At 71.3% G+C, this 24345-nt stretch carries 26 protein-coding genes and 2 pseudogenes; 13 read left to right on the forward strand and 15 right to left on the reverse strand.

Annotation, left to right across the window (positions count from 1 at the left end; genetic code table 11):
* Window positions 1-176 precede the first annotated feature (176 nt).
* On the forward strand, window positions 177-614 hold the full coding sequence (arfB, locus tag AC1Z4A_RS18445) for an alternative ribosome rescue aminoacyl-tRNA hydrolase ArfB (protein WP_483680223.1): 438 nt from the start codon (window positions 177-179) through the stop codon (window positions 612-614).
* 67 nt (window positions 615-681) lie between these two features.
* Here arfB and AC1Z4A_RS18450 read toward each other — a convergent pair whose 3' ends face one another.
* Window positions 682-1233, reverse strand: a complete 552-nt coding sequence (locus tag AC1Z4A_RS18450) for a flavin reductase family protein (RefSeq protein WP_483680225.1) — start codon at window positions 1231-1233, stop codon at window positions 682-684.
* A gap of 363 nt (window positions 1234-1596) precedes the next feature.
* Between AC1Z4A_RS18450 and cdgB the strand changes: the two genes are divergently transcribed.
* Window positions 1597-3333 (forward strand): diguanylate cyclase CdgB, encoded by a 1737-nt coding sequence (gene cdgB / locus AC1Z4A_RS18455; protein ID WP_483680227.1) that lies wholly within the window; start codon window positions 1597-1599, stop codon window positions 3331-3333.
* Window positions 3334-3460: 127 nt separating this feature from the next.
* Entirely contained in the window at window positions 3461-4420 is a 960-nt protein-coding gene (locus AC1Z4A_RS18460) for a carbohydrate-binding protein (protein WP_483680229.1), read from the forward strand.
* On the opposite strand, the gene AC1Z4A_RS18465 is transcribed toward AC1Z4A_RS18460, so the two are convergent.
* The 5 genes from AC1Z4A_RS18465 to AC1Z4A_RS18485 form a co-directional block, all read right to left on the reverse strand.
* Window positions 4407-5267, reverse strand: coding sequence for a class II fructose-bisphosphate aldolase (locus tag AC1Z4A_RS18465; RefSeq protein WP_483680230.1), 861 nt, complete (start codon window positions 5265-5267; stop codon window positions 4407-4409). The two genes, AC1Z4A_RS18460 and AC1Z4A_RS18465, sit on opposite strands and share 14 nt — an antisense overlap.
* Window positions 5268-5314: 47 nt before the next feature.
* The gene (locus AC1Z4A_RS18470; RefSeq protein WP_483680232.1) at window positions 5315-6253 is read right to left on the reverse strand and encodes a 1-phosphofructokinase family hexose kinase; all 939 of its coding nucleotides are present in this window, start codon (window positions 6251-6253) and stop codon (window positions 5315-5317) included.
* A gap of 171 nt (window positions 6254-6424) precedes the next feature.
* Window positions 6425-7582 (reverse strand): N-acetylglucosamine-6-phosphate deacetylase, encoded by a 1158-nt coding sequence (nagA, locus tag AC1Z4A_RS18475; protein ID WP_483680233.1) that lies wholly within the window; start codon window positions 7580-7582, stop codon window positions 6425-6427.
* Window positions 7582-8601 carry an ROK family protein gene (locus tag AC1Z4A_RS18480; RefSeq protein ID WP_483680235.1) on the reverse strand — a complete coding sequence of 340 codons (1020 nt, stop codon included), beginning with the start codon at window positions 8599-8601 and terminating at the stop codon, window positions 7582-7584. Before AC1Z4A_RS18480 ends, nagA begins: the two co-directional genes overlap by 1 nt.
* A gap of 71 nt (window positions 8602-8672) precedes the next feature.
* Complete coding sequence (locus AC1Z4A_RS18485) at window positions 8673-9623, reverse strand: SIS domain-containing protein (RefSeq protein ID WP_483680236.1); 951 nt, start codon at window positions 9621-9623, stop codon at window positions 8673-8675.
* Window positions 9624-9873: 250 nt separating this feature from the next.
* Here AC1Z4A_RS18485 and AC1Z4A_RS18490 point away from each other — a divergent pair, with 250 nt between their 5' ends.
* From AC1Z4A_RS18490 to otsB, 3 genes are all read left to right on the forward strand, one after another.
* On the forward strand, window positions 9874-11136 hold the full coding sequence (locus tag AC1Z4A_RS18490) for an extracellular solute-binding protein (protein WP_483680238.1): 1263 nt from the start codon (window positions 9874-9876) through the stop codon (window positions 11134-11136).
* A gap of 146 nt (window positions 11137-11282) precedes the next feature.
* On the forward strand, window positions 11283-11501 hold the full coding sequence (locus AC1Z4A_RS18495; RefSeq protein ID WP_483683634.1) for a DUF3263 domain-containing protein: 219 nt from the start codon (window positions 11283-11285) through the stop codon (window positions 11499-11501).
* A gap of 57 nt (window positions 11502-11558) precedes the next feature.
* Window positions 11559-12416 carry a trehalose-phosphatase gene (gene otsB / locus AC1Z4A_RS18500; protein WP_483680239.1) on the forward strand — a complete coding sequence of 286 codons (858 nt, stop codon included), beginning with the start codon at window positions 11559-11561 and terminating at the stop codon, window positions 12414-12416.
* Between the two features lie 145 nt (window positions 12417-12561).
* Here the strand turns inward: otsB and AC1Z4A_RS18505 are convergent, their stop codons facing one another.
* Window positions 12562-12858 (reverse strand): hypothetical protein, encoded by a 297-nt coding sequence (locus tag AC1Z4A_RS18505; RefSeq protein WP_483680240.1) that lies wholly within the window; start codon window positions 12856-12858, stop codon window positions 12562-12564.
* Between the two features lie 166 nt (window positions 12859-13024).
* Between AC1Z4A_RS18505 and AC1Z4A_RS18510 the strand changes: the two genes are divergently transcribed.
* Window positions 13025-13795 carry a hypothetical protein gene (locus AC1Z4A_RS18510; RefSeq protein WP_483680242.1) on the forward strand — a complete coding sequence of 257 codons (771 nt, stop codon included), beginning with the start codon at window positions 13025-13027 and terminating at the stop codon, window positions 13793-13795.
* Window positions 13796-13873: 78 nt separating this feature from the next.
* Here AC1Z4A_RS18510 and AC1Z4A_RS18515 read toward each other — a convergent pair.
* Window positions 13874-13978: pseudogene (locus tag AC1Z4A_RS18515) on the reverse strand (IS5/IS1182 family transposase); the annotation flags it as partial.
* A gap of 97 nt (window positions 13979-14075) precedes the next feature.
* Between AC1Z4A_RS18515 and AC1Z4A_RS18520 the strand changes: the two are divergent.
* Complete coding sequence (locus tag AC1Z4A_RS18520) at window positions 14076-14477, forward strand: VOC family protein (protein ID WP_483680244.1); 402 nt, start codon at window positions 14076-14078, stop codon at window positions 14475-14477.
* A 125-nt stretch (window positions 14478-14602) separates the two neighbouring features.
* Window positions 14603-14950 carry a VOC family protein gene (locus AC1Z4A_RS18525; protein ID WP_483680245.1) on the forward strand — a complete coding sequence of 116 codons (348 nt, stop codon included), beginning with the start codon at window positions 14603-14605 and terminating at the stop codon, window positions 14948-14950.
* A gap of 93 nt (window positions 14951-15043) precedes the next feature.
* On the opposite strand, the gene AC1Z4A_RS18530 is transcribed toward AC1Z4A_RS18525, so the two are convergent.
* Genes AC1Z4A_RS18530 through AC1Z4A_RS18540 form a run of 3 tightly spaced genes read right to left on the reverse strand, consistent with a single transcriptional unit; the run spans window position 15044 to window position 16168 of the window.
* Window positions 15044-15472, reverse strand: coding sequence for a hypothetical protein (locus tag AC1Z4A_RS18530; RefSeq protein WP_483680246.1), 429 nt, complete (start codon window positions 15470-15472; stop codon window positions 15044-15046).
* Between the two features lie 13 nt (window positions 15473-15485).
* The gene (locus tag AC1Z4A_RS18535; protein WP_483680247.1) at window positions 15486-15851 is read right to left on the reverse strand and encodes a DUF6255 family natural product biosynthesis protein; all 366 of its coding nucleotides are present in this window, start codon (window positions 15849-15851) and stop codon (window positions 15486-15488) included.
* Entirely contained in the window at window positions 15848-16168 is a 321-nt protein-coding gene (locus AC1Z4A_RS18540; protein WP_483680248.1) for a hypothetical protein, read from the reverse strand. The genes AC1Z4A_RS18535 and AC1Z4A_RS18540 overlap by 4 nt, the downstream gene beginning before the upstream one ends.
* Window positions 16169-16418: 250 nt before the next feature.
* Here AC1Z4A_RS18540 and AC1Z4A_RS18545 point away from each other — a divergent pair, with 250 nt between their 5' ends.
* The 3 genes and pseudogenes from AC1Z4A_RS18545 to AC1Z4A_RS18555 all read left to right on the forward strand — a co-directional run.
* On the forward strand, window positions 16419-17681 hold the full coding sequence (locus AC1Z4A_RS18545; protein WP_483680250.1) for an NsdA family TPR-like regulatory protein: 1263 nt from the start codon (window positions 16419-16421) through the stop codon (window positions 17679-17681).
* Between the two features lie 18 nt (window positions 17682-17699).
* A complete protein-coding gene (locus AC1Z4A_RS18550; protein WP_483680252.1) occupies window positions 17700-18266 on the forward strand; it encodes an N-acetyltransferase family protein in 567 nt (188 codons plus the stop codon).
* A pseudogene (locus tag AC1Z4A_RS18555) lies at window positions 18239-19351 on the forward strand (NsdA family TPR-like regulatory protein); the annotation flags it as partial. The gene AC1Z4A_RS18550 and the pseudogene AC1Z4A_RS18555, both read left to right, overlap by 28 nt.
* 28 nt (window positions 19352-19379) lie before the next feature.
* On the opposite strand, the gene AC1Z4A_RS18560 reads toward AC1Z4A_RS18555, so the two are convergent.
* Together AC1Z4A_RS18560 and AC1Z4A_RS18565 are read right to left on the reverse strand one after the other, a co-directional pair.
* On the reverse strand, window positions 19380-19823 hold the full coding sequence (locus AC1Z4A_RS18560) for a hypothetical protein (RefSeq protein WP_483680254.1): 444 nt from the start codon (window positions 19821-19823) through the stop codon (window positions 19380-19382).
* A 206-nt stretch (window positions 19824-20029) separates the two neighbouring features.
* Window positions 20030-20947, reverse strand: a complete 918-nt coding sequence (locus AC1Z4A_RS18565) for an SMP-30/gluconolactonase/LRE family protein (protein ID WP_483680255.1) — start codon at window positions 20945-20947, stop codon at window positions 20030-20032.
* Between the two features lie 86 nt (window positions 20948-21033).
* Here AC1Z4A_RS18565 and AC1Z4A_RS18570 point away from each other — a divergent pair, with 86 nt between their 5' ends.
* Window positions 21034-21471 (forward strand): Lrp/AsnC family transcriptional regulator, encoded by a 438-nt coding sequence (locus AC1Z4A_RS18570; protein ID WP_483683635.1) that lies wholly within the window; start codon window positions 21034-21036, stop codon window positions 21469-21471.
* 63 nt (window positions 21472-21534) lie between these two features.
* On the opposite strand, the gene AC1Z4A_RS18575 is transcribed toward AC1Z4A_RS18570, so the two are convergent.
* Entirely contained in the window at window positions 21535-21675 is a 141-nt protein-coding gene (locus AC1Z4A_RS18575) for a SapB/AmfS family lanthipeptide (protein ID WP_483680256.1), read from the reverse strand.
* A gap of 53 nt (window positions 21676-21728) precedes the next feature.
* A complete protein-coding gene (gene lanKC, locus AC1Z4A_RS18580) occupies window positions 21729-24338 on the reverse strand; it encodes a class III lanthionine synthetase LanKC (RefSeq protein ID WP_483680258.1) in 2610 nt (869 codons plus the stop codon).
* Window positions 24339-24345: the final 7 nt, after the last annotated feature.

Consider the following 24345-nt stretch of genomic DNA (forward strand, 5'->3'; position numbering starts at 1 on the left):
AGTCGAGTCGCGGCGCGCTTCGAGGCCGAGGCTGCCGTCACACCCCACACCCCTGATAACGCCATGTGGGGGACCCGAGGTTCCATCCGCCTTTACTTTCTTTGCCTTTTTCTGACGCCGGGTCGCGGCCGGGGGCGCACAAAACGAGGTGACGGGGACGCATCGGACGGGGGACCATGGGACACATGTCCGGTCCCTACGTCATCCGCGGCTCCGTCTCCCTCCCGGAGGCCGAGCTGATGTGGCGTTTCTCGCGCTCCTCGGGGCCGGGCGGGCAGCACGTCAACACCAGTGACAGCCAGGTCGAGCTGCGGTTCGACCTCGCGGGCACGGAGGCGCTCCCCGAGGTGTGGAAGGAGCGGGCGCTGACCCGGCTCGCGGGCCGCCTCGTCGGCGGCGTGGTGACGGTGCGGGCCTCCGAGCACCGCTCGCAGTGGCGCAACCGCGAGGCCGCCGCGGTGCGGCTGGCGGCGCTGCTGGCCGAGGCGACGGCCCCGCCGCCCAGGCCCCGGCGTCCGACGAAGATCCCGCGCGGCATCAACGAGCGGCGGCTGCGCGAGAAGAAGCAGCGCGGCGATACCAAGCGGGGGCGGTCCGGGCGGGATTGGGGCTAGGCGCCGCTGACGCCGGCCGGTACCGGCCCTTGCCGGTGTCCAGGTTCAGCCCCGTTTCCGCCGGTCCCTACCGCAGGTACCGGTACCGCCCCCGGAAGTACGTCAGCGGTCCGCTCTCCGTGCTCGGCACGTCGGCCCGCAGCACGCGGCCGATGACGAGCGTGTGGTCCCCCGCCACCACGCGCTGCTCGGTCCGGCACTCGAGCAGGGCCAGTGCACCGCGCACGAGCGGGGCTCCGCTCGCCTCCCCGTGCTCGTAGGCGAGGTCCTCGAAGAGCAGCCGGTCGCTGATCCGGCCCTTCATTGCGAAGCGGCCCGCGACGTGGCGCTGGCTCTCCGCGAGCACGGAGACGCCCCAGAGCGGCTGGCGCTCCAGCAGGTCGTCCATCCGCGAGCCGTTGCGAATGCTCACCATCACCAGGGGCGGGTCGAGCGACACGGACACGAACGCGGTCGCCGTCATTCCGACGTCCTCGCCGCGCGGCCCGTCCTCCGGGTCGTGCGCGGTCACCAGCACGACGCCCGCGGCAAGGCGGGCGAGGGCGGCGCGGAATTCGTCGGCGGTCACCCCTTCAGGATGAGCTATGCCGGTCTCGGTGGGCGGAGTCGTCTGCAACACGCTCAGCACGCTAGCCGTCCGGCGGGGCGGGTCGCATCGGGCTTCGGACCCAGGCGAGTCCTAGGTCGCGGGGCGGGGCGGGCGTCCGCGATGCGGGCGCGGGCGGCCCGCGGGGGCCCGTAACCCTTATCCTCAAGCGCTTCTTCGGGTCTCTGAAAGGTCTTCGAATTTGCGTTCACGAAGCATAAGAGCGCACTCGAACGCCAGTGGCAGGACATCATCACATCATGTGACATGAGTCACAGAGCGCAGTAATTGTTGACCCTGTGTACCGGGTGGTCAGCTCGCTGTGATTCAGTGGCCGGGTAAACGGACGAACAAGAAGCCTGGAGTTGCTGTCGAGGTCTCGGGGGAGAGCGAGCTATGGAGACCGAGTCGGAGCCCTACGTCCGCCTGGCGACCTTGAGACAGGTCCACAAGGTGGTCGCCGACCTGAACACCGCGCGCAGCCTGGCGGACACCCTGCAGACCGTTGCCGACGGTATCGTCGCCGGGCTCGGCTATGAACTCTCCGCCGTCAACCTCGTGCGACCGGACGGCGACCTCGTCGTGGCCGCGGTGGCGGGCAGCGCCAGCGCAGAGGCCCTGATGGCCGGGCGGGTCGGCTCGCGCGTGTCGTGGGAGCGGCGGCTGGCGATGGGCGACCAGTGGGGCGACCTGAGGTTCATCCCGTACACCGAAGGCTGGGTCCTCGACGACGACGACGTCCCGCAGTGGCACACCGCCGGACCCGCCCCGCGCTTCGCCGACGAGTGGCACCCGATGGACCGGCTCTTCGCCCCGATGTACACGGGCGGGCCCGGCGGCGGCGAGCTGCTGGGCGTCATCTCGGTGGACAAACCCACCAACGGGCGGCGGCCGGGCGCCTGGGGCCGGGAAGCGCTCCAGATGTATGCGTCGCAGGCCGCGATTGCGATCAGTAACGCTCGTCTACGCGCAAATATGCAGCGCGCCCTGGTCCGTCTCGAACGCGAGCAGCAGGCCCTGCGGGCCAGCGAGGAGTCCTTCCGGCAGGCGTTCGAGTACGCGCCGAGCGGCATGGCCATAGCCGAGCTGGGCGGCGACCAGCACGGGCGGCTGCACCGCACCAACGACGCCCTCTGCCGGCTCCTCGGCCGCCCCGCGTCCCAGATGCGCCGCTACTCCTTCTCCGACCTCGTCCACCCCGAGGACATCGGCACCCTGCTGCGCACCTCCGCCGAGGGCGGCCGGGCCGAGCTGCGGCTGGCCCGGCGCGACGGCACGTTCGTCTGGGTCTCGCTGCGCAACTCCGTGGTGGCCGATGCCACCGACGGGCCCCGCTTCCTGCTCACCCATGTCGAGGACATCGAGGAGCGCAAGCGGCACGAGCTGCAGCTCGCCCACCGGGCCAGTCACGACTCCCTCACCGGCCTGCCCAACGCCGCCGAGCTGCGCACCCGCCTGGGCGCCCGGCTCTGCGCCCGCCCGCCCGGCAGCGAGGCCCACGCCATAGCGTCCGCGGCCGCGGCGGTCGGCCCGTACGGCTCGCTGGAGGGCTTCGCCGAGGTCGAGAGCGCGGCGGGGTACGGGCACGGGCACGGCTTCGGCGCCGACGCCGGGCCGGACTACGCCCCCGACTACGCGCCCGACTTCGCCCCCGAGGACTACGGCGGCTTGCCCGCGGGCGGCTACGACCACCACGAGCACGCCGTAGCCCCCGACGAGGAGACCGACGACGGCACGAAGGGCCTGGCCGTCCTCTTCTGCGACCTCGACGGCTTCAAGGCCATCAACGACCGCTACGGGCACCACACCGGCGACGCGGTGCTCATCGAGGTGGCCCAGCGGCTCAGCAACGGCGTGCGCGACGGCGACACGGTGGCCCGGCTCGGCGGCGACGAGTTCGTCGTCCTCGCGGACGGGCTGGCCCCGGCCGACGCCGAGGACCTCGCCGCCCGGCTGCGCAATGCGATCATTCCGCCGATAAGAGTGGACGGCCGGGCGGTGCGCGTGGGGGCGAGCTTCGGCATCGGCTGGGCGGGCTGCGGAATGTCTGCGGACGAGGTGCTGCACTCGGCCGACCAGCGGATGTACGTCGAGAAGCGGTCACGGGCCAAGGCGGGGCGGCGCGCGGGCTGACGGCCTGGCAACGTCTGCATGCCAACCTGCACAGATACCTGCACAAGGCAGGTAGGACGGCGTGAAACCACCCGGTCGAGGTAGGCTGCGCCGATGCGGCACCTAGCGCTGTGGGGAGTGACAGGGGATGACGGCCGGTAATAACGGCACCGGGACGCCGGAGAACGACGACCCGTTCGGTTACCTGTACCGCTCGGAGGGCGGCGACGGGACGGCAACCGAGGGCGGCCAGCCCGCCGCCCGGCAGCCGGGCGTTCCCCGCACGTCGTACAACCAGGTACGCCCGGTCGGCTCACGCCAGTACGGCAACCAGCAGGCGCGCCAGCAGCCGGCCCCGCACTACGCGGCGCCGGAGACGCTGGGCGGCGGCTACGCCCAGCCCGGCGGCCCGGCCGCGCAGGGACCTGCCGGCCACGGCGGCCACGGCGGCCACGGCGCCGCCCAGCCCAAGCGGCGTGGGCTGCTGGTGGCCGCGATAGCCGTCGTGGCCGTCGTCGCCACGGGCATCGGCGTGGCGATGATGACCAACAGCTCGTCCGGCAAGGGCACTACGCAGAACGACGCCCATGGGGGCGACAGCAAGGCCACTTCTCCGGACGACTCGGGCAAGCCGGACGACTCGAAGAAGAAGGACAAGGACGGCAAGGGCGACACCCCGCAGAACCCCTCGGCGAACGGGCAGCAGAAGCGGGATGCGGCCAGCCTGCGGCTGAGCGGTGGCGCGACGACGGAGAAGACCGTTCCGGGCGCGAAGTCCGAAAACGGCCTCTACATAACCGGCATGAACGCCGTGGGCGCAGCCGTCGAGTGGACGGTGGACGTCGACGCGGCGGGCGAGTACCGGCTCAACGCCACCTACGGCGTTCCGGGCACCGATGCCAACCTCACCATCACCACGAATGGCAAGGGTGACACCCGGGCCATCAACATGAAGAACTTCGGTGGCACGAAGGGCTGGGAGAACGGGTGGAAGAACACCTGGTCCCTGATCCAGCTCAACAAGGGCACGAACACCATCAAGCTCTCCTGTGAGCAGGGCAATTCGTGCGATGTGCACCTCGATCAGGTCTGGCTCAGCAAGAACTGACCGGACCTACCGGGCTGACCGTCCGCAGAAACCCCGCCACCGCCTCCGCCATCGCCGCCCGCGCGGGCGCGAGGTACTTGCGGGGGTCGACGGTGGACGGGTGGGCCTCCAGGAAGGCCCGTACCGCGCCCGTGAAGGCCGTGTTCAGGGCCGTGCCGACGTTGATCTTTGTCATTCCTGCCGCCACCGCACGGCGGAGTTCGGCGTCGGGGACGCCCGACGAGCCGTGCAGGACGAGCGGTACGGGCACGGCGGCGCGTAGCGCGGCGATGAGGTCGTGGTCGAGGGCGGCCGTGCGCTCGGTCATCGCGTGCGAGCTGCCGACGGCTACGGCCAGGGCGTCCACGCCCGTGTCGGCCACGTAGGCGGCGGCCTCGGCCGGGTCGGTGCGGACGCCGGGGGTGTGGGCGTCGCCGGCCTTGCCGCCCACGCGGCCGAGTTCGGCCTCGACCCAGATGCCGCGTTCGCGGCCCCAACGGGTCGCTGCAGCCGTGGCTTTGACGTTCTCGCCGTAGGGCAGTTTCGACGCGTCAAACATCACCGAGCCGAATTCGTGCGCGGCGGCGGAGTGCAGCAGCTCGACGCTCTCGACGTGGTCGAGGTGGAGGGCGAGGCGGGCCCTCGACGCGCGGGCGACGGCGGTGGCCGCGGCGGCGATGGGGGCGAGGGCTCCGCCGTGGTACTTCACGGCGTTCTCGGAGACCTGGAGGACGGCCGGGAGCCCGGCGGCCTCGGCGCCGGTGGCGATGGCTTCGGCGTGCTCGACGGTGATGACGTTGAAGGCGACGACGGCGCGGTGCCCGGCTCGCGCTTCGGTGACCAGTTCGCTTGTGCGGACGAGCGGCATGCTTCAACTCTCCCGGTGGTGGTAGGCATTGGGCCCGGCCGCGGGCTTCAGTGTGTCGTCACCCGCACCCGGTCCAGCAACTCCTCGTACACCGCCTCGTCGAACTCCCCCGCCGCCGCAGCCCGGACCGTCGCCGCCGACAGCGCGACCGCGCGGGCCAGGCGGTCCGGCCAGGGCAGGCCGTCCGACCAGGCGGAGAGGAGGCCGGCCACGGCCGAGTCCCCGGCGCCCGTCGGGTTGCCCGGCAAGGGCTTGGGCGGGGCGGCCCGCCAGGCGCCGTCGGCGGTGACGGCCAGCATGCCGTCCGGGCCCAGCGACGCGGCCACCGCGTGCGCACCCCGGCGCCGGGTGTCCTGCGCGGCGCGCAGCGGATCCGTGGAGCCCGTCAGCGCGGCCAGCTCGTCCGCATTGGGCTTGACCACGTCCGGACGGGCCGCGATGCCGCGCCGCAGCGGCTCCCCGCTGGTGTCCAGCAGCACCGGCACGCGCCGCGCCCGCGCCTCCCGCACGAGATGGGCGTACGCCCCGACCGGCACCCCCGGCGGCAGGCTGCCGCACAGCGCCACCGCCTCCGCGTCGGCCAGCAGCCGCGCGTACCGCTCGCCGAAGGCGGCCCACTCGTGCGGAGTGACGTGCGGTCCGGCCTCGTTGAGCTGGGTCGTGTCGCCGGTCGTGGCGTCGTGGACGGCGACCGTGCGGCGCGTGGTGCCGGTGATGGGGACCAGCGCATCGGTCAGGGTGCCCCGGCCGTGGCCCGTGGGTGCGCACTCGGCCAGCAGGCTGCGCACGGTGTCGCCCGTGGCGCCGCCGACGAAGCCCGTCACCACCGCGTCGTGTCCCAGCGCGGCCAGGACCCGGGCCACGTTGAGGCCCTTGCCCCCGGGCCGCTCCGCGGCGCGTGTGACGCGGTGTGAGGTGTGGGGGAGCAGACGCGGAACGCGATACGTCAGATCAAGCGCTGTATTGAGCGTGACCGTGAGGATCATCGGCGCCCCTCCCATTGCCTCTCCCGAACGGCTGCGCAGCGATCATGCCAAAACAGCGGCGGCAGGCCCAGACCTCCGGACCTGCCGCCGCCGCTCGAATGCGCGAATCCTGCCTGGGGGAGGGGAGATTGAGGGTGAATCACCGCACTTCGGGCCACATTCCGGCAGGGCTCAGGGCCGCGCCTCGGGCCGCACCAGCCACTCGCCCTTGCGCATCACACCCACCAGCTCGTACTCCTCGTCGAACACCACCAGGTCTGCGTCCTTGCCCGGCTCCAGCGAGCCGACCCGGTCTGCGACGCCCAGCAACCGCGCCGGGTTGGCGGACAGAGCCCGTACGGCCTCCTCCACCGGCAGCCCGTCGACGGTCACCGCGCGCTTGAAGGCGGTGTCCAGGGTGAGGGTGGAGCCCGCGATGGAGCCGGCCGTCGGGCCGTCCGCGATGCGGGCGACGCCGTCCTTGACCTCGACGCGCATCGGGCCGAGCGGGTACATCCCGTCGCTCATGCCCGCCGCGCCCATCGCGTCGGTGATGAACGCGACCCGGTCCGCGCCCGCCCGCGCGAACGCCATCTCCAGGACGGCGGGGTGCAGGTGCGTCCCGTCGTTGATCAGCTCGACCGTGACCCGCTCGTCCTCCAGCAGCGCCGCGATCGGGCCGGGCGCGCGGTGCAGCAGCGACGGCATGGCGTTGAAGAGGTGGGTGGCGACGGTCGCGCCCGCGTCGATGGCGTCGCGCGTGGCCTCGTACGTCGAGTCGGTGTGGCCCACGGCCGCGATCACGCCGTGGTCGGCGAGCATGCGGACGGACTCCAGGCCGCCGGGGAGTTCCGGCGCGAGCGTCATCATGCGGGCCGTGCCGTGCGCGGCGTCGACGAGCTTGCGGACGTCCGCGGGGTCCGGGTCGCGGAGGAGTTCCGGCTGGTGCGCGCCGCAGCGGTGCGGGGAGATGAACGGGCCCTCGAAGTGGATGCCCGCCAGGTCGCCCTGCTGGGTCAGCTCGGCGAGGACGGCCGCCTGCCGGGCGAGGTCGTCGAGGTCGCCCGTCACGGTCGAGGCCACCATCGTCGTGGTGCCGTGCGCGCGGTGGGTGCGGATCGCGGTGAGCGCCTCCTCGGGGTCGCCGGCCGAGAAGGACGCGCCGCCGCCACCGTGGACGTGGAGGTCCACGAAGCCGGGGACGATCCAGTGGCCGGTGAGGTCGAGGGTGGGGGCGTCGCCGACCCGGTTGTCGGCGATCCGCCGGCCGTCGACGGTCACCCGCCCGTCCTCGGCCACGCCGCTCGGCAACACCACGCGGGCACCGGCGAGAACCGTTCGTTCGACCATCAGGCGGATACCTCCGTGGTTTCCGTGGGTGGGGTGGGGTTGGGGATACGGGTGGGGGAGGGGGCGGCGGTTGCAGCGGTTGCGGCAGCGGCAGCAGCGGTGAGGAGGTCCTGGGCGAGCAGGCCCGCGCCCAGGCAGCCCGCCTTGTCCCCGAGGGCCGCCGGGACGATGCGGGGCTCCCGCTGGAAGGTGAGGCGCCGGGCGACCGCCTCGCGCAGCGGCGCGAACAGCGTGTCCCCGGCCTCGGCGAGCCCGCCGCCGACGATCAGGGTGCCGGGGTCCAGCAGGGTGAGGGCGATGACGAGTCCGTCGGCGAGGGCGTCCACGGCGTTCCGCCAGACAGCGACGGCGCGGGGGTCGCCGGATCCGACGGCCGCGGCGCAGTCGGCCGCGTCGGCGGCCGGGTCGCCGCTCGCCGCGGCCCAGGCGCGGCCGACCGCGGCGGCGGAGGCGAGCGTCTCCAGGCAGCCGTGGCCGCCGCAGCCGCACGGGAGCCCGTCCGGGCCGGGGCGCACGGAGATGTGGCCGATCTCGCCCGCGCAGCCGTGGGCGCCCTCCTCGATGCGGCCGCCGACGCCGATGGCGCCCGCGATGCCGGTGCCGAGGGGGACGAACAGGAAGCGGTCGGCGCCCCGGCCGGCGCCGATGCGGCCCTCGGCGAGGCCGCCGGTGCGGACGTCGTGGCCGAGGGCCACGGGGATGCCGTCGAGGCGGCGGCCGAGCAGGTCCCGCAGCGGGAGGTCGCGCCAGCCGAGGTTGGCGGCGTAGACGGCGGTGCCGCGGGCGGCGTCGACGATGCCGGGGACGGCGACGCCGGCCGCGGCGGGGGCCTCGCCGTAGTGGCGGAGGCCGTGCTCGCGCAGGTCGGCGGCGAAGTCGAGGATGCCGCCGACGACGGCCTCCGGCCCCTGCTCGCGGCGGGTCGGCCGGCGCTCCTCGTGGAGCAGTGCGTTGCCGGCGCCGATGAGGGCGGCCTTGATCGCGGTGCCGCCCACGTCGAGGGCGATGACATGTCTCACGGAGACAGTCTCGCGCGTTCCGGCGCGAAAGGTCTAGTCCACTCGCCGGGAGCCCACCCCTCGCCAGGGGCCTACCCCGGAAGGATCACGCTCCGCGTGAGGTTCCGCGGCGCGTCCGGGTTGAGGCCTCGCCGCTCCGCGACCGCCACCGCCACGCGCTGCACGCGGACCAGTTCCGCCAGCGGGTCCCGGCCGCCGGCGCCGTCCGCCGTGCCGTCCGCCCGGATCAGCGTGCCGCCCGCGCGGGCGACGTCCTCCGCCAGTCCCTCCGGCAGCGGGCCGAAGGCCCACACCACCCGGCCGGGGCCGGCCACCGAGACCGGGCCGTGCCGGTACTCCATCGCCGGGTACGCCTCCGTCCACGCCCCGGCCGCCTCCCGCATCTTCAGCGCTGCCTCCTGCGCCAGCCCGTACGCCCAGCCCGAGCCCAGGAACGTCCACTGCTCGGCCTCCAGCACCGCCGCCGGCAGCGGCTCGGCGAGCGCCGCCTCCGCGTCCGCCGCCGCCCGGAGCACATTGAGGTCGCCTTCGAGGCCCGCCGTGAGGAAGGCCAGCGCCGTCGTCGCGAAGCGCGTCTGCACCACCGACTCCTCGTCGGCCCAGTCGAGCACGGCCACCTCGTCCGCCGCGTCCGTCACGGGCGTCCTCGGGTCGGCGGTCACGGCCAGCGTCGGCGTCCCGCCCGACACGGCGTCCAGCAGGCGCAGCACCTCCGTCGTCGTACCCGAGCGCGTGATCGCCACGACGCGGTCGTACGAGCGCCAGTACGGGAACTCCGACGCGGGGAAGGCGTCCGTGTCGCCCTGTACGGCGGCCTCGCGCAGCGCGGCGTAGGACTGCGCCATGAACCAGGACGTGCCGCAGCCGGTCACCGCCACCCGTTCGCCGGGCGCGGGGAGCCCCGTCGCATCGGCGGCGGCCCGCGCGGCCCGCCGCCAGCAGTCGGGCTGGGTGGCCAGTTCACGTGCGGTGAGGGAGGGGCGGGAGGAGAAGGAAGAGGAGAAGGAAGGTGACGGGGTCATGCGCTGAGGCTCCTCGGGCGGCGGTGCGACAAGCGGACGCACCGTGCATAGCAGGCACGCGTGACCTGGGGGAAGGGCCCTACGGCGATACCGAAGCGCAACGCCGGAGCCGTAGACCGTAAGGTGGCGCGCGGGAGAAACTCACGGTCTCCACAGGACCCACGGTCTTCAGGGGGGAGATCCACGGTCTCCATAGGTCGAACACGAACCACAAGGTGGGTAGCAAGTGCAGCGGCGGCGGTTCTTGGGCATGACGGCGGCGGGTGCCGCCACAGCGGCGTTGGCGCCCGCACTGACGGCATGCGGGGCCGGGACCCCGGGCAGCAGTGACACGAAGCTGAAGCTCATCGCGGCCGACTACGGCGACAACAAGGACAACAGCTCCAAGAAGTACTGGGCGGACCTCGTCCACCAATTCGAGTCCAAGAACAAGGGCATCAAGGTCAGCGTCGAGGTCTACAACTGGACCGAGGTCGACAAGGCCGTCGCCGACATGGTCGCCGCGGGCAAGGCCCCCGACATGGCGCAGATCGGCGCGTACGCCGACTTCGCCGCGGCCGGCAAGCTCTACAGCGTCGACCAGCTGCTCTCCATCCCCACCCAGGCCGACTTCATCCCGTCGCTCGCCAAGGCGGGCGAGGTGCACCGGGTGCAGTACGGCCTGCCGTTCGTCTCCAGCAGCCGCCTGCTCTTCTACAACAAGAAGCTCTTCGCCAAGGCCGGTATCGCCAAGGCCCCCGAGAGCTGGGACGATCTCCAGGCCGCCGCGAAGAAGCTGGCCGCGGTGGGCGTGAAGATGCCGTTCGGCCTGCCCATGGGCCCCGAGGAGGCCCCGGCCGAGACCATGATGTGGTTCCTCGGCGCGGGCGGCGGCTACGCCGACAAGAACGGCGCCTACACGATCGACTCCGACGCCAACGTCAAGGCGCTGAAGTGGCTCCGCGACGAACTGGTCGGCAAGGGCCTCACCGGCGCCGGCGACCCCTCCCGCGTCAACCGCCAGCAGGTCTTCGACGCCTTCTGCAACGGCGAGGTCGGCATGCTCAACGGCCACCCGACGCTGATGCAGCAGGCCCAGGCGAAGGGCATCGAGTTCGAGACCGCGCCGCTGCCGGGTATGATCGGAAAGTCCAAGTCGACCATGGGTGTCGCCGACTGGATGATGGCGTTCAAGCAGAACGGCCACGCGGAGCAGATCGGCAAGTTCCTCGACTTCGTCTACTCCAAGGACAACGTGCTGAGCTTCACCACTCAGTACAAGCTGCTGCCGGTGACCGCCTCCGCGTCCGGCGCGATGCACGAGAGCCGGGCCAACAGCGACCTGTGGCTCTTCCTTGAGCAGCTTCAGGATGCCACCTTCTACCCGGCGGACAAGACGTCGTGGGCGAAGGTCAGCGCGGCGATCAAGGAGAAGGTCGGCACGACCGTGCGCCAGGGCGGCGACCCCGAGTCGGTCCTGAGCGAGATCCAGCGCGAGGCGAACGCGGTGGACACCGCGGGGTCGACGCAGTAGCCGGGGTTAGGTTGGAGCGCGTGGAGAGCGAGCGGAACGGGCCGGAGGAGCCGGAGGAGCCGTACGAGGGCCAGGACGACGTCCCCGGCGAGCCGTCCGAGCCGCCTGGGCCGTCCGAGCAGCCCGGGCCGTCCGAGCCCTCCGGGCTGTCGGAGCGCGAGCTGGCCGTGCTCGCGCTCGAACGGCAGTCGTGGACCGGCCCCGGCGCCAAGGAGCGGGCCGTCCGCGAGCGGCTCGGCATCACGCCCACGCGCTACTACCAGCTGCTCAACGCGCTCCTGGACGATCCGCGGGCCCTGGAGCACGACCCCGTCACGGTCAACCGGCTGCGGCGCGTGCGCGCGGCCCGTCGCGCGCGCCGCTAAGCCGCTCTCTCAGTGAACCGCCCGCCCCCGCGCCGGGCGCCCGGGTAGGGTCGCCCCATGGGCAGCCACCCCCTTCCGGAACCCGTGACCGCCGAGGGTCGAGACGGCCTGGCCGCGCTGCTGGCGCGGCCCGAACGCGCGGTCGTAGCGCTCGACTTCGACGGCACGCTCGCCGAGATCGTGCCGGACCCCGAAAAGGCCCGCGCCCACCCCGGCGCGGTGCCGGCCCTCGCCCGCCTCGCCCCGCACCTGGGCTCCGTCGCCGTGATCACCGGCCGCCCGGCCGGGGTCGCGGTGCGCTACGGCGGCTTCGCCGGTGTGCCCGGCCTGTCCCACCTGGTCGTGCTGGGCCACTACGGCGCCGAGCGCTGGAACGCCGTGACGGGCACCGTGCACGCCCCCGCCCCGCACCCCGGCGTCGCCGCCGTCCAGGCGGAACTCCCGGGCGTGCTGGACAAGTCCGGTGTCTGGACCGGCACTTGGGTGGAGACCGCGCCCATCGAGAACAAGGGCGGCCGCGCCGTGGCCGTCCACACCCGGCGCGCCCCCGACCCGCAGGGTGCCTTCGAGACCCTGCGCGCCCCGCTGGCCGAGCTGGCCGCCCGGCACGGCCTGATCGTCGAACCGGGGCGCCTGGTCCTGGAACTGCGCCCCCCGGGCATGGACAAGGGCGTGGCCCTGGCGGAGTACGCCCGCGAGGTGGGCGCCTCGTCCGTCCTCTACGCCGGGGACGACCTGGGGGACCTGGCCGCCTTCGACGCGGTGGAGCGGCTGCGGACGGAGGGCGTGCCGGGCGTCCTGGTGTGCAGCGGCAGCAACGAGGTCGCGGCACTGGCCGAGCGGGCGGATGTGGTGGTGGACGGGCCGGTGGGGGTGGTCGGGTTGCTGGAGGGGCTGGCGGAGCGGTTGGAGTAGCGGTCGGGGGCCGACTGATTCGGCCTCTCCGGGATATCGGCGCTACTCGATGGTCCAGGAGCGCAGTTGACGCGCGACTTGGGCTACGCCGACAGCATCCGCGCTCGCTTCCCGACGTCGATCCGCATCGGCGGCTGGTGCTCGTTCACGCGGCGCGGCCCCGTTCCTGCCCGTCGAGGCCGGCCCGGGCCTGCTGCTCGGCGGCACGCAGCTCGGGGGAGGGGTCGGACGCGTTGGGTTCGGCGGCGAAGGCGTCGCCGCTGCGGGCCATCGAGTCCCTGAAGGCGTCCAGGTACTTCGCCTCCACGGCCGTGGCGCGCTCGTAGGCAGCGGAGAGGATGTACTGCTGCAGGCTGACGCCGGCCTCCTCGGCGGCCGCCTCGATGGCCTTGCGCTGTTCCGGGTCGGGGAACCGCAGGCTCATGGCCTTGGGGTCAGGCATGGTATCGACGGTATCGGTGGTACCACGGGAGGGCCATTCTTTCGGGGACGTGGTCTCACGTTCGAATCCGCCGGGCGCACGCGCCGGGCACACCCCGCCCCGCTGTGAGCGGGCAACGCTTCCGCCCTCCCGCACGGCCCGCCGCGGCGCCGGGTAGCCATGTGCCATGCCAACAGCGATAGCCCCGCGCTGGGCCGCATTCGCGGCTGCCGCCACCGCCGTCGTCCTCACCGCCACCGGCTGCTCGTCCGACTCCGACAGTGACAAGAGCAGCGACGCCAAGGGAGCCAAGGCGAGCCAGTCGGGCACACCCTCGCCGACGGCCCAGGGCACGGGTACGCCCTCCGGCGGCGATCCGTCCGCCGCGGACGTCCCCGTCCCCGTAGGCCCCGGCCCCCAGTCCAGCTACACCGTGCAGCAGCAGCCCGCGCCGGGCGCCTGCACGTACCACTACACCGCCGACAAACAACCGCTCCCCGACCCCAAGTGCACGCCGGGCGCGACGAATCCGAAGGTCACCCAGGCGACCCTCAAGACCACCATCTGCCGCAGCGGCTACACCAAGGACATCCGTCCGCCCTCGAACATCACCGGCCGCGAGAAGACAGCCAACGCCGCCTCGTACGGCTACAAGGCCTCGCTCCGGGATGCGGAGTACGACCACCTCATCAGCCTCCAGCTGGGCGGCGACCCCAACGACCCGCGCAACCTGTGGGTTCAGCCGCCGTCGCCCGGCCACAAGGAGGGCGCCGGGCCGAACAACCCCAAGGACGTGGTCGAGACCAAGATCAAGAACGCGATCTGCTCGGGAAAGACGGACCTGGTGAAGGCGCAGAAGGCCATCGCGAAGGACTGGACGGCGGCGCTGGCCACGCTGGGCATCAGCGCGGACAAGAAGGCACCGAAGGAGGAGGGGCGGGACGAGGACGACGGCTGAGCGGCCGGCCTTTTGATCGCGAGGCGGAGGTGCCCGGGGCACCTCCGCCGGTCGTGGCTCCTGGAGCTGCCCGGCCGATCACGTGCGAAGCCGGATGACCAGGAAGGCGGCGGTGATGGTGCCAAGGAGCACGTAGCCGCGCTTGTCGTATCGCGTCGCGACGGCTCGGGAGTTCTCCAGCCGCCGTTCGGCAAAACTTTTTCCGTCCATCCGTCACATTCCTCTGCCGGGGTCCGTCAGTGAGGTGACGACACAGACCGACAGATGGAAGGACAACACGATGCTGACCAACATCATGTACGTGACGCTCTATGTCACCGATCAGGACCGCGCGCTGAGGTTCTATACGGAGCAGCTCGGCCTGGAGAAGCGCGTCGACTTTCCGAATCCCGGCGGGCGCTTCCTCACCGTGGGCGTCCCCGGCAGTCCCGTAGAGATCCTCCTGTGGGCGCACGCCGCGGCCGCGGGCCAGCCGGCCGAGCCGGGCGCCACGCCCGGCCCGGTCATCCTCGAGTCGGATGACCTGCGCGCGGACTTCAAGGTGTTCCGCGACCGCGGGGTGACCTTCGACGAGCCGGAGCCGGTGGACTACGGATTCGGCGTCCGCATCGAGACGGCGGACCCGGACGGCAACCGCATCTCGCTGCGCGAGCGCAGCCGCGCAGGCCGTGACAACGACTGACCATTCGTAGACCCGGTGTGAAAGGCGCGGCCCCGGGCCGCGCCTGCCACACCGGGTCGAAACGATGATGGCGACGAGCCTGACGGTGTTGAACGAAACCCCCCACCCAGACGAGGAGTTCCGGCATGCCGATGAAGATCGACTCGGTGATCGCACGACAGCGTGTTGACGACCTGGAAGCGACCATCCCTTTCTACGAGCGGCTGACGGGCCAGACGGCCGACCGCTTCGAGTTCGCCGGTGTGCATCTGGCGAGTGTTGGTCCGTTCCTTCTGTTCTGCGGTCCGGACGAGGCAGTGGAGCGGGTCGCCGGGGTGAGTGCCACTCTGGCGGTCGGAGATCTGGCCGCTGCCGTTGAGGAAGGGGTTGCAGCTGGTGCCACGGTGGTGATGCCGGCGCAGCCCACCCCCAACGGTCGGCGAGCGGTCCTGCGACACCCTCACGGGGGCGTGTACGAATACGTCGGCCCCTGAGTCGAGAGTTCCGGTGCTGGAGAAGATCCGCGTTCCACGCCTCGGCCCGGGCAGGCCCGGCAAGAAACCCGACAGCGTTGCGGCCGACAAGGCTTACAGCAACAGTCCTTGCCGCGAGTACTTGCGGCGCCGGGGTGTCCGGCACACGATCCCGGAGAAAGCCGACAGCCGGGCCGTCCGCCTGCGCAAGGGGTCACGAGGCGGACGGCCAGCGGGCTTCAACGAGGACTGGTACAAGAAGCGCAGCACCGTCGAGAGGTGGTTGTCGAGCTGGGTGACAAGGGACTGGTCGCTGTAGGCGATCTCTGCCCATTCCTTGGGGTCGGCGCCGACCTCTTTCACGGGCCGCCACAGACCGTCGTCGGCGAGCAGGAACACGCCGGGCCGCAGGAACAGCTCCCGGGGCACGGACTCGACGGCCGCCCGCCATGCAGGTGTCACGAGGTCACCACTGGTGGTCAGGCGGTCGGCGAGCGCGCGGCGCTCGGCGGCGCTGTCCATGCCGATATCGGACAAGGTCATGATCCTCCTCGCATCAGCAGATCGGCGAAGGTCGCGGCCAGCTCCAGCCCCGTCTGGTCCTCCAACCAACCTCATTGGCCGTTCGGAGACGCGGAATGGGGTGCGTCTGAGCCCGCATATGGTGCCCGGGCTGACCCTCCGGCGCCGCGCGCACCCGCCCTCTCCAGAGGCGCTGTGCCACCGCCCAGGCGGCTCTCCGGTCGGCATCCGGGCGCGCGGATTCGGAGGGGACGATCTTCTCGGGGAGCCCCGGTGGCCGCAGCGCCCCGTAGTCCGTGAAGCGCCTGGTCCCGCACCGCTCGCAGCGCTCCTCGCCCCCTTCCCGAACCCAGCCCGAACTGTGCGGGCAGTTGCGCGCCTCGTAGGTGGTGCTGGTCACCGCTTACCGCCCTGGGGGTGCACCTGGCGGAGATGATCGCGAAGGGCGACGGTGGCAGTCACGGCACGCTGCGTGCTACCACTGTCGACGGCCTGCCGCTGGGCGACCTCGAACCGACCGCACTCCGCGCACTCGTCGCGGATGCCGGCCGCAACCCGCTCCTGCCCCGTAGCCAGCCGCAACGCCTCAGGTGGCACCTCCCACTCCCGCCCGCCACCGGGCGGCCGCACCTGCACGCAGGGGCCAACGATGCCCATGACTTGGGCGAGGGTGGCGGTGCGGGTGTCGACGACGTAGGAGCCGCTGCGGTACGTCATTGCGTTCTGTGGACTGGTGTCCGGGTCCGGATGTTGCGTTGCCCTGTCGTGCACGATGATCCCTCCGATGTCTCGCACGTGCCCTTTCAACCCGTGCGACCAGATAACCGGGCGAGCACCGAAGTCGGGGAGGACAAACAGCGGACCGGCAACTTCCCTGCGACCGGACGAAATTGCCTCCGCTTTGCCAATCCGCTGTCGCGATCAGTGCCCGCGTACCTACGGTGAGCCCATGCCGGGGAATCGCCGCTTGACCGCCTGCATGCAGGCGCGGGGCATGTCTCACCTCGAACTGGCCGAACAGCTCAACGACGTCGTGGAGAGGCTGACAGGCCGGCGCGGTAGCACGTCGGACCGCACCGTGCGCCGTTACGTGAGCGGTGAAACCTGCTGGCCGCAGGCACACCAACGAATCGCACTGGAAGCGGTGTTCGGGTGCGGTGTCGAGGAGTTGGGGTTTACTCCTCCCGCAGGGCAGGCGCAGGGTGGATCGCGTATGGAGCCTCACCCATTGCACCCGCAGGAGGACGCCGTGCACCGCCGCGCCTTCATCGCTGTATCCGCCGGGAGCGTCGTTTCCACAACCCCCTTGGGCGGCGCTGTCCGGCCGACGGTCGGTACTGCCGACGTACAGCGCCTGCGGGGCGCACTTGTCGCCCTGTGGATGCTGGACGACCAGGAGGGCGGCGGCCCGGCGCTTGAGGGCCGGGCGCTGGCCCTGAGCGGCGAGGCCATGGCGCTCCAGCAGAACGGAAGCGCCAGCCAACGCGTACGCGGCCGCTTGTACGCTCTGGCCGCCGCCTTCACAGCCACTGCCATGTGGGCTGCTGTCGACTCGCGCCAGTTCGACAGAGCACAGAGGCACATGGAATCTGCCATCACGCTCGCCGGCCTCTCCGGCGATGGTCAGGTGCAGCACCAGACCTGGCGCTACGCCGCCATGCTGGCGAACCAGCGCGGACGCTTCATCGACGCCGTAGCCGCAGCAGAGGCGGCCATGGCCACTTCTGCCCACCGCCGAGATCCGCTCTACGCCTCCCTCAGCCACACCAGGCTCGCACTCTCACTGCCGAACCTCGGAGATCGCACCCGAGCGCTGCGCGCTCTCGACCGGGCGGCAGCAGCGTTCGCCCGCGCCGACCCGAACGAGCCGCGCCCCGCTTCAGTGGCCTTCTTCACCGGCGGTGAGCTGGACGGCTTGACCGGCATCACCCACCTTCGGCTTCGCCAGCCGGAAGAGGCCGAGTACCACCTGTACCGATGCCTGACCGCGCTCCGTCCCGACCAGCACCGCAACCGCGCGTATTACACGGCGCAGCTGGCCCTCGCGCAGTTCGGTCAGGGAGACCTGGAGCAGGCATGCGCCACAGCCTCGGCCGCCGTCCCGCCCCGCGGCGCGAGTGAGGTCGGCCGCGTGCCCCACCTGCTCCGCACATTCACCAAAGGAATCAACAGCAAGGCCCCCGACTCCCGGATCACCCGTGACTGGAACGAACGCGCACGTACCGCCTGACACGCGAGGGAGACCGCCATGACCACCACGGCCGACGCCGTGACCTTCACCCGCTACGGACTGGAGGACTTGCCGACAATCCGGCAAACCCTCGTGGACGTGTACGCCGAGGTCTACGCCGAACAGCTCTCGGACCCGTTCTTCTCCGTGGACCGGTTCGAGGGGAGACTGAACAACCATGCTTCACGGCCGGGCTGGGAGGCAGTAGTGGGGCACGCCGACGGCCAACCTGTCGGCTACGCCTACGCCGCCCCGCTCCCCAAGGGAAGTCGCTGGTGGTCCCACATGCTCAAGCCCCTTCCCGAGGAGCAGACGGCCGAGGACGGCATGCGAACCCTGGCCCTCTTCGAGTTGATGGTGCGCCGCCCGTGGCGCGGCACGGGCACCGCACACCGCATCCACGAGGAACTGCTCTCCGGCCGACCGGAGGAGCGGGTGACGCTCCTGGTGGAGCAGACACACCCCAAGGTCAAGGCACTGTACGAGCGCTGGGAGTACGAGCACATCGGTGATCAGCAACCCTTCCCCGACGCTCCGGTGTACGCCACCATGCTGCGCTCGCTGAGCCGCTCACCGCGGCTGTGACCGTCAGCCCGGCCACGCGACACAGTGTCCATGGAACTGCGGACTTCCGGAGGCAGGACATGGATCCGTCCCGCAGGGGCGTCCTCGGTGTGGGCCTGTTCTCGGTAGCGCTGACGGTGCCTGATTGGCCTGACGTGGTCGGGCGGATGGAGGCCGTACAGGTCGGCCGGACCCAGCGGATAGGCATGGCCGAGGTCGACATGTTCATCGCCATGACCGAGCGCGTCTCGGAACTCGACGACCAATTCGGCGGGCGGCATGCGCGGCCCATGGCTGCGGCTTTCCTGGTTAATACGGTTGCGCCGTACCTGAAGGCCACCGCTCCCGAGCCAGTGCGTAAAGCCATGCTGTCCGCCGCCTCCGATCTCTGTTACCTCACGGGGTACATGGCGGTCGATGAGGGCTTGCACGGGCTCGCCCAGCAGCACTACCTCAAGGCATTGCAGCTCGCCGGAGCTTCGGAAGACCACCTGACGTACTGCACCACGTTGCGCGGGATGAGCGTTCAGGCCGTCGATCTGGGTCACGGTCCGGAGGCCATGCGCCTCGCGGATGCCGCAGCAGCCGCTTCCCCGCAGGCCGGGCCGCGCATGCGGGCCTTCCTCGCCGGTCAGCAGGCGCACTCCGCCGCGCAGATCGGTGACCGCAGCGCCGCGCTGATGTACCTCAAGGAAGCGGAAGTCGCCATGGAAAAGGCGGAGTCCCGGGCGACCACCTTCGCCTCCTACAATCCGTCGTCACTGACCTATCACATCGGCCAAGTCCGCTACGAAATGGGCGATGTTCGCGGCTCGATCGAAGCCCTGGAAGAGTCCGACAGGCTGCGCTACCACCTGCATTGGAGAAGCCGTGTGCGCTACCTCTCCATGCTCGCGGAACGGCAGTGCGAGATCGGCCATCTCGAGGCGGCCTGTGATACCTGGGGCAAGGTGCTGGACATTTATCCGCAAGTCCAGTCGGGCCAATGCGACCAGCGCATCCACACGATGCTGGGAATGGTCCGCCCCCACCTCAAGAACCCCACCGCCCGTTCCCTCTACGAACGCGCCCGCCTCGTCACCCCGAAATCACTTCTTCGCGCATAGGCGGGCGCGCCCGCGCACCTTCCCCCGGTCAGCGATCGCGCTTCGCGACGCCGAGACCGTCACTCCTGTGCGCCCACAGCGTGGCCCCCGGATCCACATAGGGCAGCCCACCCGTCGTCTGCGTGCGGTCGTGTGCGCACCGCAGGCTGACGCTTGCGTCCGTCGTGCTGGTGAACGCGCCCTGGAGGCTCACCGTGGCCACGTACGTACCCGTGCCCGCGCTGCCCGCACCCGGGTCGCCGACCATCGCGGTCGCCCCACCCACGATCGTGTTGCCCACGTACAGATTGCACCGGGTGTAGTCGCTGGGGGCCCAGCTCACCAGCGAGGCGTTGGCGGACAGCACCCACGATCCGGCGGGCAGCGACTGCGAGACCACCGCCGTCGGGACCCCGCCCGTCGCGCTGAGCTGCACCGCGGACGAGCTCTGTCTGACGACGTCCTGCGAGGTTGTCAGTTCCGGTGCGGTCACCGCGGATCTTGCGCCTCCCGCCGATGCCGAACCCGTCATCAGGATGCTGCTCGCCACGAGCCCACTGGCGCCCAACACCACCATCAACCTGGACGACTTCCTCATCTTCCTGGCCTCCTCCGGACAGAGAGCGGGCGAGTCCTTGCGGGCCAAAGGATGCTGTCCGGGTACGTAGGCGTGACAGGTGCAGACCGGCCATCCCCGCCTCAGATGCGCGGCGCTCCCGTCACCGAGACCACGAGCGAGTACAGGGATGTGGACGCTGTGATGAACAGGCGGTTGTTCTTCGGGCCCCCGAAGGCGATGTTGGAGACCGCCTCGGGCACGAGCAAGCGGCCGATGAGGGTGCCGTCGGGGTCGTAGCAGTGCACGCCGTCCTCCATGGCGGCGGCCCACAGGCGGCCCTCGTCGTCGAAGCGGATGTTGTCGAAGTGGACGCCGGCCTTACCCTCGGCGAAGACGCCGGCGTCCGTGAGGGTGGCGTCGGCGTGCACGTCGAAGACGCGGATGCGGGCGGCGCGTGTGTCGGAGGCGTACAGGTGCTTCTCGTCCGGTGAGAGGACGACGCCGTTGGGTCCCTCGAAGCCGTCGGCGGCGAGGTGGACCGTCCCGGTCGCCGGATCGATCCGGTAGAGGTTGCACGCGCCGATCTCGGATTCGGCGCGGTGGCCCTCGTAGTCGCTGGTGATGCCGAAGTCGGGGTCGGAGAACCAGATCGTGCCGTCGGAGCGGACGACGGCGTCGTTCGGGCTGTTGAGGCGCATCCCGGCGTAGTGGTCGGCGAGGACGGTGACGGTGCCGTCGTGCTCGGTGCGGGTGACGCGGCGGTTGCCCTGCTCGCAGGTGATCAGACGGCCCTGGCGGTCGAGGGTGTTGCCGTTGCTGTGACCGGCCGGGTCACGCAGGACGCCGACCGTGCCGGTGGCCTCGTCCCAGCGCAGGATGCGGTCGTTCGGGATGTCACTCCAGATCAGCTGCCGCCAGGCGGGGAGGTAGAGCGGGCCTTCGGCCCAGCGGCAGCCGGAGTGGAGCACTTCCAGCCTGCTGTCACCGTTCGCGCATCGACCGGTGCGGAAGCGGTCGTCCAGGATCTCGTACAAGCCGTTGACGATCTGGCCGGACATGATTCCCCCTCATGAATGCCTTGCCGAATGTTCTTCAACGTAGCATGCATGATCCTGAACCAGATATGGTCAATGTCATGAAGAGAGTGGATGACATCGACCGTCGGCTGCTGGCCCTGCTCCAGCGCGACGCCACGCAGTCCTACGCCGCGCTGGGCAAGGCCGTCGGGCTGTCCGCGGGGGCCGCGCACGAACGGGTGCGCAAGCTGCGCGAGCGCGGGGCCATCCGGGCCACGACCGTCGACGTCGACCCGGCTGCCCTCGGGCGCGGGGTCCTCGCCTTCGTGATGGTCGACGCGACGGCGTGGATGGGGGACACGGCCGACGCCTTCGCCGCCGTACCGGAGATCCAGGAGGCGCACATCATCGCGGGCAGTGCATCCGTCCTGGTGAAGGTGCGGACCGCGACGACCGAGCAACTTCAGGACGTGCTGCGCCGGTTGTACGACATCGACGGCGTCAGCGGGACCCAGGCGACGGTCGTCCTGGAGACCTTCTTCGAACGGCCGGTGGACGCCGGCTAGCCGGAGCCGCGTGTGCCGACCACCGTCGTGGCGGTCGGCACACCGGCCGTCGGCTGTCAGTCGTTAATGACAAAGGAGCACGCTGACGTCGCTCGTCCCGTCGCAGTTCAGCACGCTCAGGTCGCTGGGGTCGGGGTAGGGGTCGTCGAACCGCTCGTTCCCGGCGGGGGTCGGATTCAGGTTCTGCAAGTCGAGTAGCACCATGGCGTTTTTGGTTCTCCCTTCGTGACTTCTGACAGGGGTGGGCGGCGTCGGCTTCAGGGAGCGTCCGCCAGCGGCAGGAACGGCACGTGCGTCGTCGGACGGTCCCCGAATGTCGACGCCAGGGCGAACAGACAGCCCGCCGTTCCGGTGGCGAAGTCCATGGACAGGCGCATCATCTGGTCGCCGGGGAAGGCGAGTTCGCCTTTGTATGCCATGCCGTACCAGCCGAGGGCGGCGACCTGGGCGGGGAGCGCGGACGCCGGAGCGTCCGGCGTGGTGGTGCGGCTGAGGTACCAGATCATGCCCGCACGTCCCCGGAACAGGCCGGGCTGGATGTAGAAGCGGGACCGGGCGGCCGTGAGGATGCCGGAGCGGACCGGCGCCAGCTCGGCGGCATACCCGGGCGCACAGGCGAGGTAGTCGTCCAGGACGGCGCCGATGCCGACGCTGCCCCCGCCGAGATAGGGCATGGTGCGCCGGCCCTCGTCGACCACCCATGCGCCTCCGGTCCGTTCAATGCACTGTGCGAGGTCCAAGTGCAGTGCCCGGTGGGCGAGTTCGAGCAGGTCCGGTTCGCGGGTGCGGGCGTACAGGCGGAGGAAGAGCAGGGCCGGGCCGGCGGCGCCGTGCAGCAGTCCGGCGGGGCGGCGCGGAGGGTTCGCCTGCTCGGTCGCGGTCAGACGGTCGGCGACCGTCTGTGCGGCCTCGACGGCCCGTTCGCGGAAGCACCGGTCACCGGTCGCACCCGCGAGATGGTCGAACAGGAGGCCCACCCCGGCAAGGCCGCCGTACAGGTCCGAGGGAAGGTCCCGCCACCGCGCTTCGGCGGCCAGTGATCCGGCGAGGTCGAGGGCGCGCTCGGTGTGCCCGAGGCGTTCGAGCACGAGGGCGATCCCGGCCAGGCCGTCGTAGAGGCCCAGGGGGGTACCCGGCGGCAGGGGGTCGGTGCGGTCGAGCAGCCACCGCTCACCCGCTTCGTAACGGTGGGCTCCTGGCCCGGCCAGGGCGTAGAGCACCCCTGCCGCACCATGGGCCAGGCCGAGCCCCCCACCGTCGGCGAACTGGGCGATGTCCCCGGGGAAGAGACGGTCGTCACGGTCCGGGGTGGCGGAGGCGAGGATGGCGCGCACCATCGAATCGCGGCTGCGCGGCCAGTCCGCGGGCTCGGGGGTGCTCACGGGCCGTCGGCGTCCGCCCGGCCTCGCACCCGCACCCGCGTCTCGCGTGATCTCGGCGACGGCCTCGTCGAGGAACCCCCTCGGCGTGTCCGGGAACTGCCCGGCGATGATCTCCACGAGGTGTTCCGCCTTGCCCCGGTCGATGGCGACGAGCGAGGTCAGAGGGAGGAACAGCGCCAGCCGCAGGCACGCCAGGGCGTATCGGTCCACGTCGGTGCCTGTGCGGTCGGGCGGTGCGACGAAGCCCGGGTTGGCGACGACTTGGCGGCCCGCTGCCGAGACGGACGTGGCGGCCTCGAAGTCGATGAGCGAGACGGAAAGACCGTCCGGCGCGACCATGATGTTGAACATGTGCAGGTCGTTGAAGCACACGCCTGCGCCGTGCATCACCCGCACCGCTCCCTCGACGGCGTGGTGGATCCGCAGGACCCAGGCGGTGTAGTCGGCCACGGCCGAGGCGTCGGGTTCCGCGGTGGTCAGCGGGTGGCGTTCGACGACGCGGGAGTTGAGGGTGCGGCCCTCGACGAAGTCCATGACGAGGAAGCGGTGGTCGCCGAGGGCGAACCAGTCGCGTACGGCCGGTGCGACGCCGAGTCCGGCCAGTTTCTCCAGCGCCTCCTTCTCCCGCTCCAGCCGCGCGATCGCATCGGATCCGTCGGCCGCGAGGCCGGCATACGGGCGCCCCTCCTTCAGGACCACCTGCCGTCCGTCGCGGGTGCCGGTGCCCCGGTAGACGCCGCCGCCGTTGGAGTAGTGCAGGGCGTTGTCGATGCGGTAGGGGAGCCCTGTGAGGGTGGTCGCATTGCGGGCGGTCACCTGCGGTGCGAGAAAGGGCGGCACGGTCACCCAGGCGGGAACGTGGAACACCGGGGCCCGACGATCGGGGACGAGACGGCCTTGGCCGTCCTCGACCGCCGTGACGCGCAGGCCGTGCTCGTCGATGCAGTACCGGCGGGCGAAGGCCCCGTACCGCACGTACAGCGGTCCGTCCTCCCAGCGCAGGTCGGTGAGGACGTACGGGCCGGGGCGGCCGCCGACGATCCCGTGCAGCCCGGTGAGCACCGCATGCAGCTGCGCCTCGTCGGCCGGATAGACGGTGATGAACTTCCCGCTGCCGTCGCGGGCGGCGTATTTGCTGTTGCGCAGGTGCAGCAGCCGCGGCCCCGCCACGAACTTGAAGGGGATCCCCCGGGGAACGCAGTAGTCCCACACGTCCTCGGCGGTCTTCTCCGCTCCCTCGAGCGTGGCCGAGACGTGGATCTTCCACCCCTGTGCGGGCAGTACGACCGCGCCCGCCACCGCCCGGCCCGGGGTGAGCCTCATCCAGTCCCCGCTGCGGGAGGCTTCCCACCCCGCGGGTACGGGACGTCCGGCGACGCCGAAGAGGGCGCCGTCCGGTGCACCGGAGGCCGGGACGGAGAGCCGGTCCGGCCGCTCGTAGAAGCACCTGTCCGTCAGGCAATACGCCGCGTACCGCTTGTCCACACCGGAC

It is taken from the genome of Streptomyces sp. 17_S59 (assembly GCF_056930295.1).

Bases quoted from the DNA above. Each gene is read 5' to 3' on its own strand.
- arfB (WP_483680223.1), top strand. From the start codon at position 177: ATGGGACACATGTCCGGTCCCTACGTCATCCGCGGCTCCGTCTCCCTC.
- cdgB (WP_483680227.1), top strand. From the start codon at position 1,597: ATGGAGACCGAGTCGGAGCCCTACGTCCGCCTGGCGACCTTGAGACAG.
- AC1Z4A_RS18460 (WP_483680229.1), top strand. From the start codon at position 3,461: ATGACGGCCGGTAATAACGGCACCGGGACGCCGGAGAACGACGACCCG.
- AC1Z4A_RS18465 (WP_483680230.1), bottom strand. From the start codon at position 5,267: ATGCCGCTCGTCCGCACAAGCGAACTGGTCACCGAAGCGCGAGCCGGG.
- AC1Z4A_RS18470 (WP_483680232.1), bottom strand. From the start codon at position 6,253: ATGATCCTCACGGTCACGCTCAATACAGCGCTTGATCTGACGTATCGC.
- nagA (WP_483680233.1), bottom strand. From the start codon at position 7,582: ATGGTCGAACGAACGGTTCTCGCCGGTGCCCGCGTGGTGTTGCCGAGC.
- AC1Z4A_RS18485 (WP_483680236.1), bottom strand. From the start codon at position 9,623: ATGACCCCGTCACCTTCCTTCTCCTCTTCCTTCTCCTCCCGCCCCTCC.
- AC1Z4A_RS18490 (WP_483680238.1), top strand. From the start codon at position 9,874: ATGACGGCGGCGGGTGCCGCCACAGCGGCGTTGGCGCCCGCACTGACG.
- otsB (WP_483680239.1), top strand. From the start codon at position 11,559: ATGGGCAGCCACCCCCTTCCGGAACCCGTGACCGCCGAGGGTCGAGAC.
- AC1Z4A_RS18505 (WP_483680240.1), bottom strand. From the start codon at position 12,858: ATGCCTGACCCCAAGGCCATGAGCCTGCGGTTCCCCGACCCGGAACAG.
- AC1Z4A_RS18510 (WP_483680242.1), top strand. From the start codon at position 13,025: ATGCCAACAGCGATAGCCCCGCGCTGGGCCGCATTCGCGGCTGCCGCC.
- AC1Z4A_RS18520 (WP_483680244.1), top strand. From the start codon at position 14,076: ATGCTGACCAACATCATGTACGTGACGCTCTATGTCACCGATCAGGAC.
- AC1Z4A_RS18525 (WP_483680245.1), top strand. From the start codon at position 14,603: ATGCCGATGAAGATCGACTCGGTGATCGCACGACAGCGTGTTGACGAC.
- AC1Z4A_RS18530 (WP_483680246.1), bottom strand. From the start codon at position 15,472: ATGACCTTGTCCGATATCGGCATGGACAGCGCCGCCGAGCGCCGCGCG.
- AC1Z4A_RS18540 (WP_483680248.1), bottom strand. From the start codon at position 16,168: ATGACGTACCGCAGCGGCTCCTACGTCGTCGACACCCGCACCGCCACC.
- AC1Z4A_RS18550 (WP_483680252.1), top strand. From the start codon at position 17,700: ATGACCACCACGGCCGACGCCGTGACCTTCACCCGCTACGGACTGGAG.
- AC1Z4A_RS18565 (WP_483680255.1), bottom strand. From the start codon at position 20,947: ATGTCCGGCCAGATCGTCAACGGCTTGTACGAGATCCTGGACGACCGC.
- AC1Z4A_RS18575 (WP_483680256.1), bottom strand. From the start codon at position 21,675: ATGGTGCTACTCGACTTGCAGAACCTGAATCCGACCCCCGCCGGGAAC.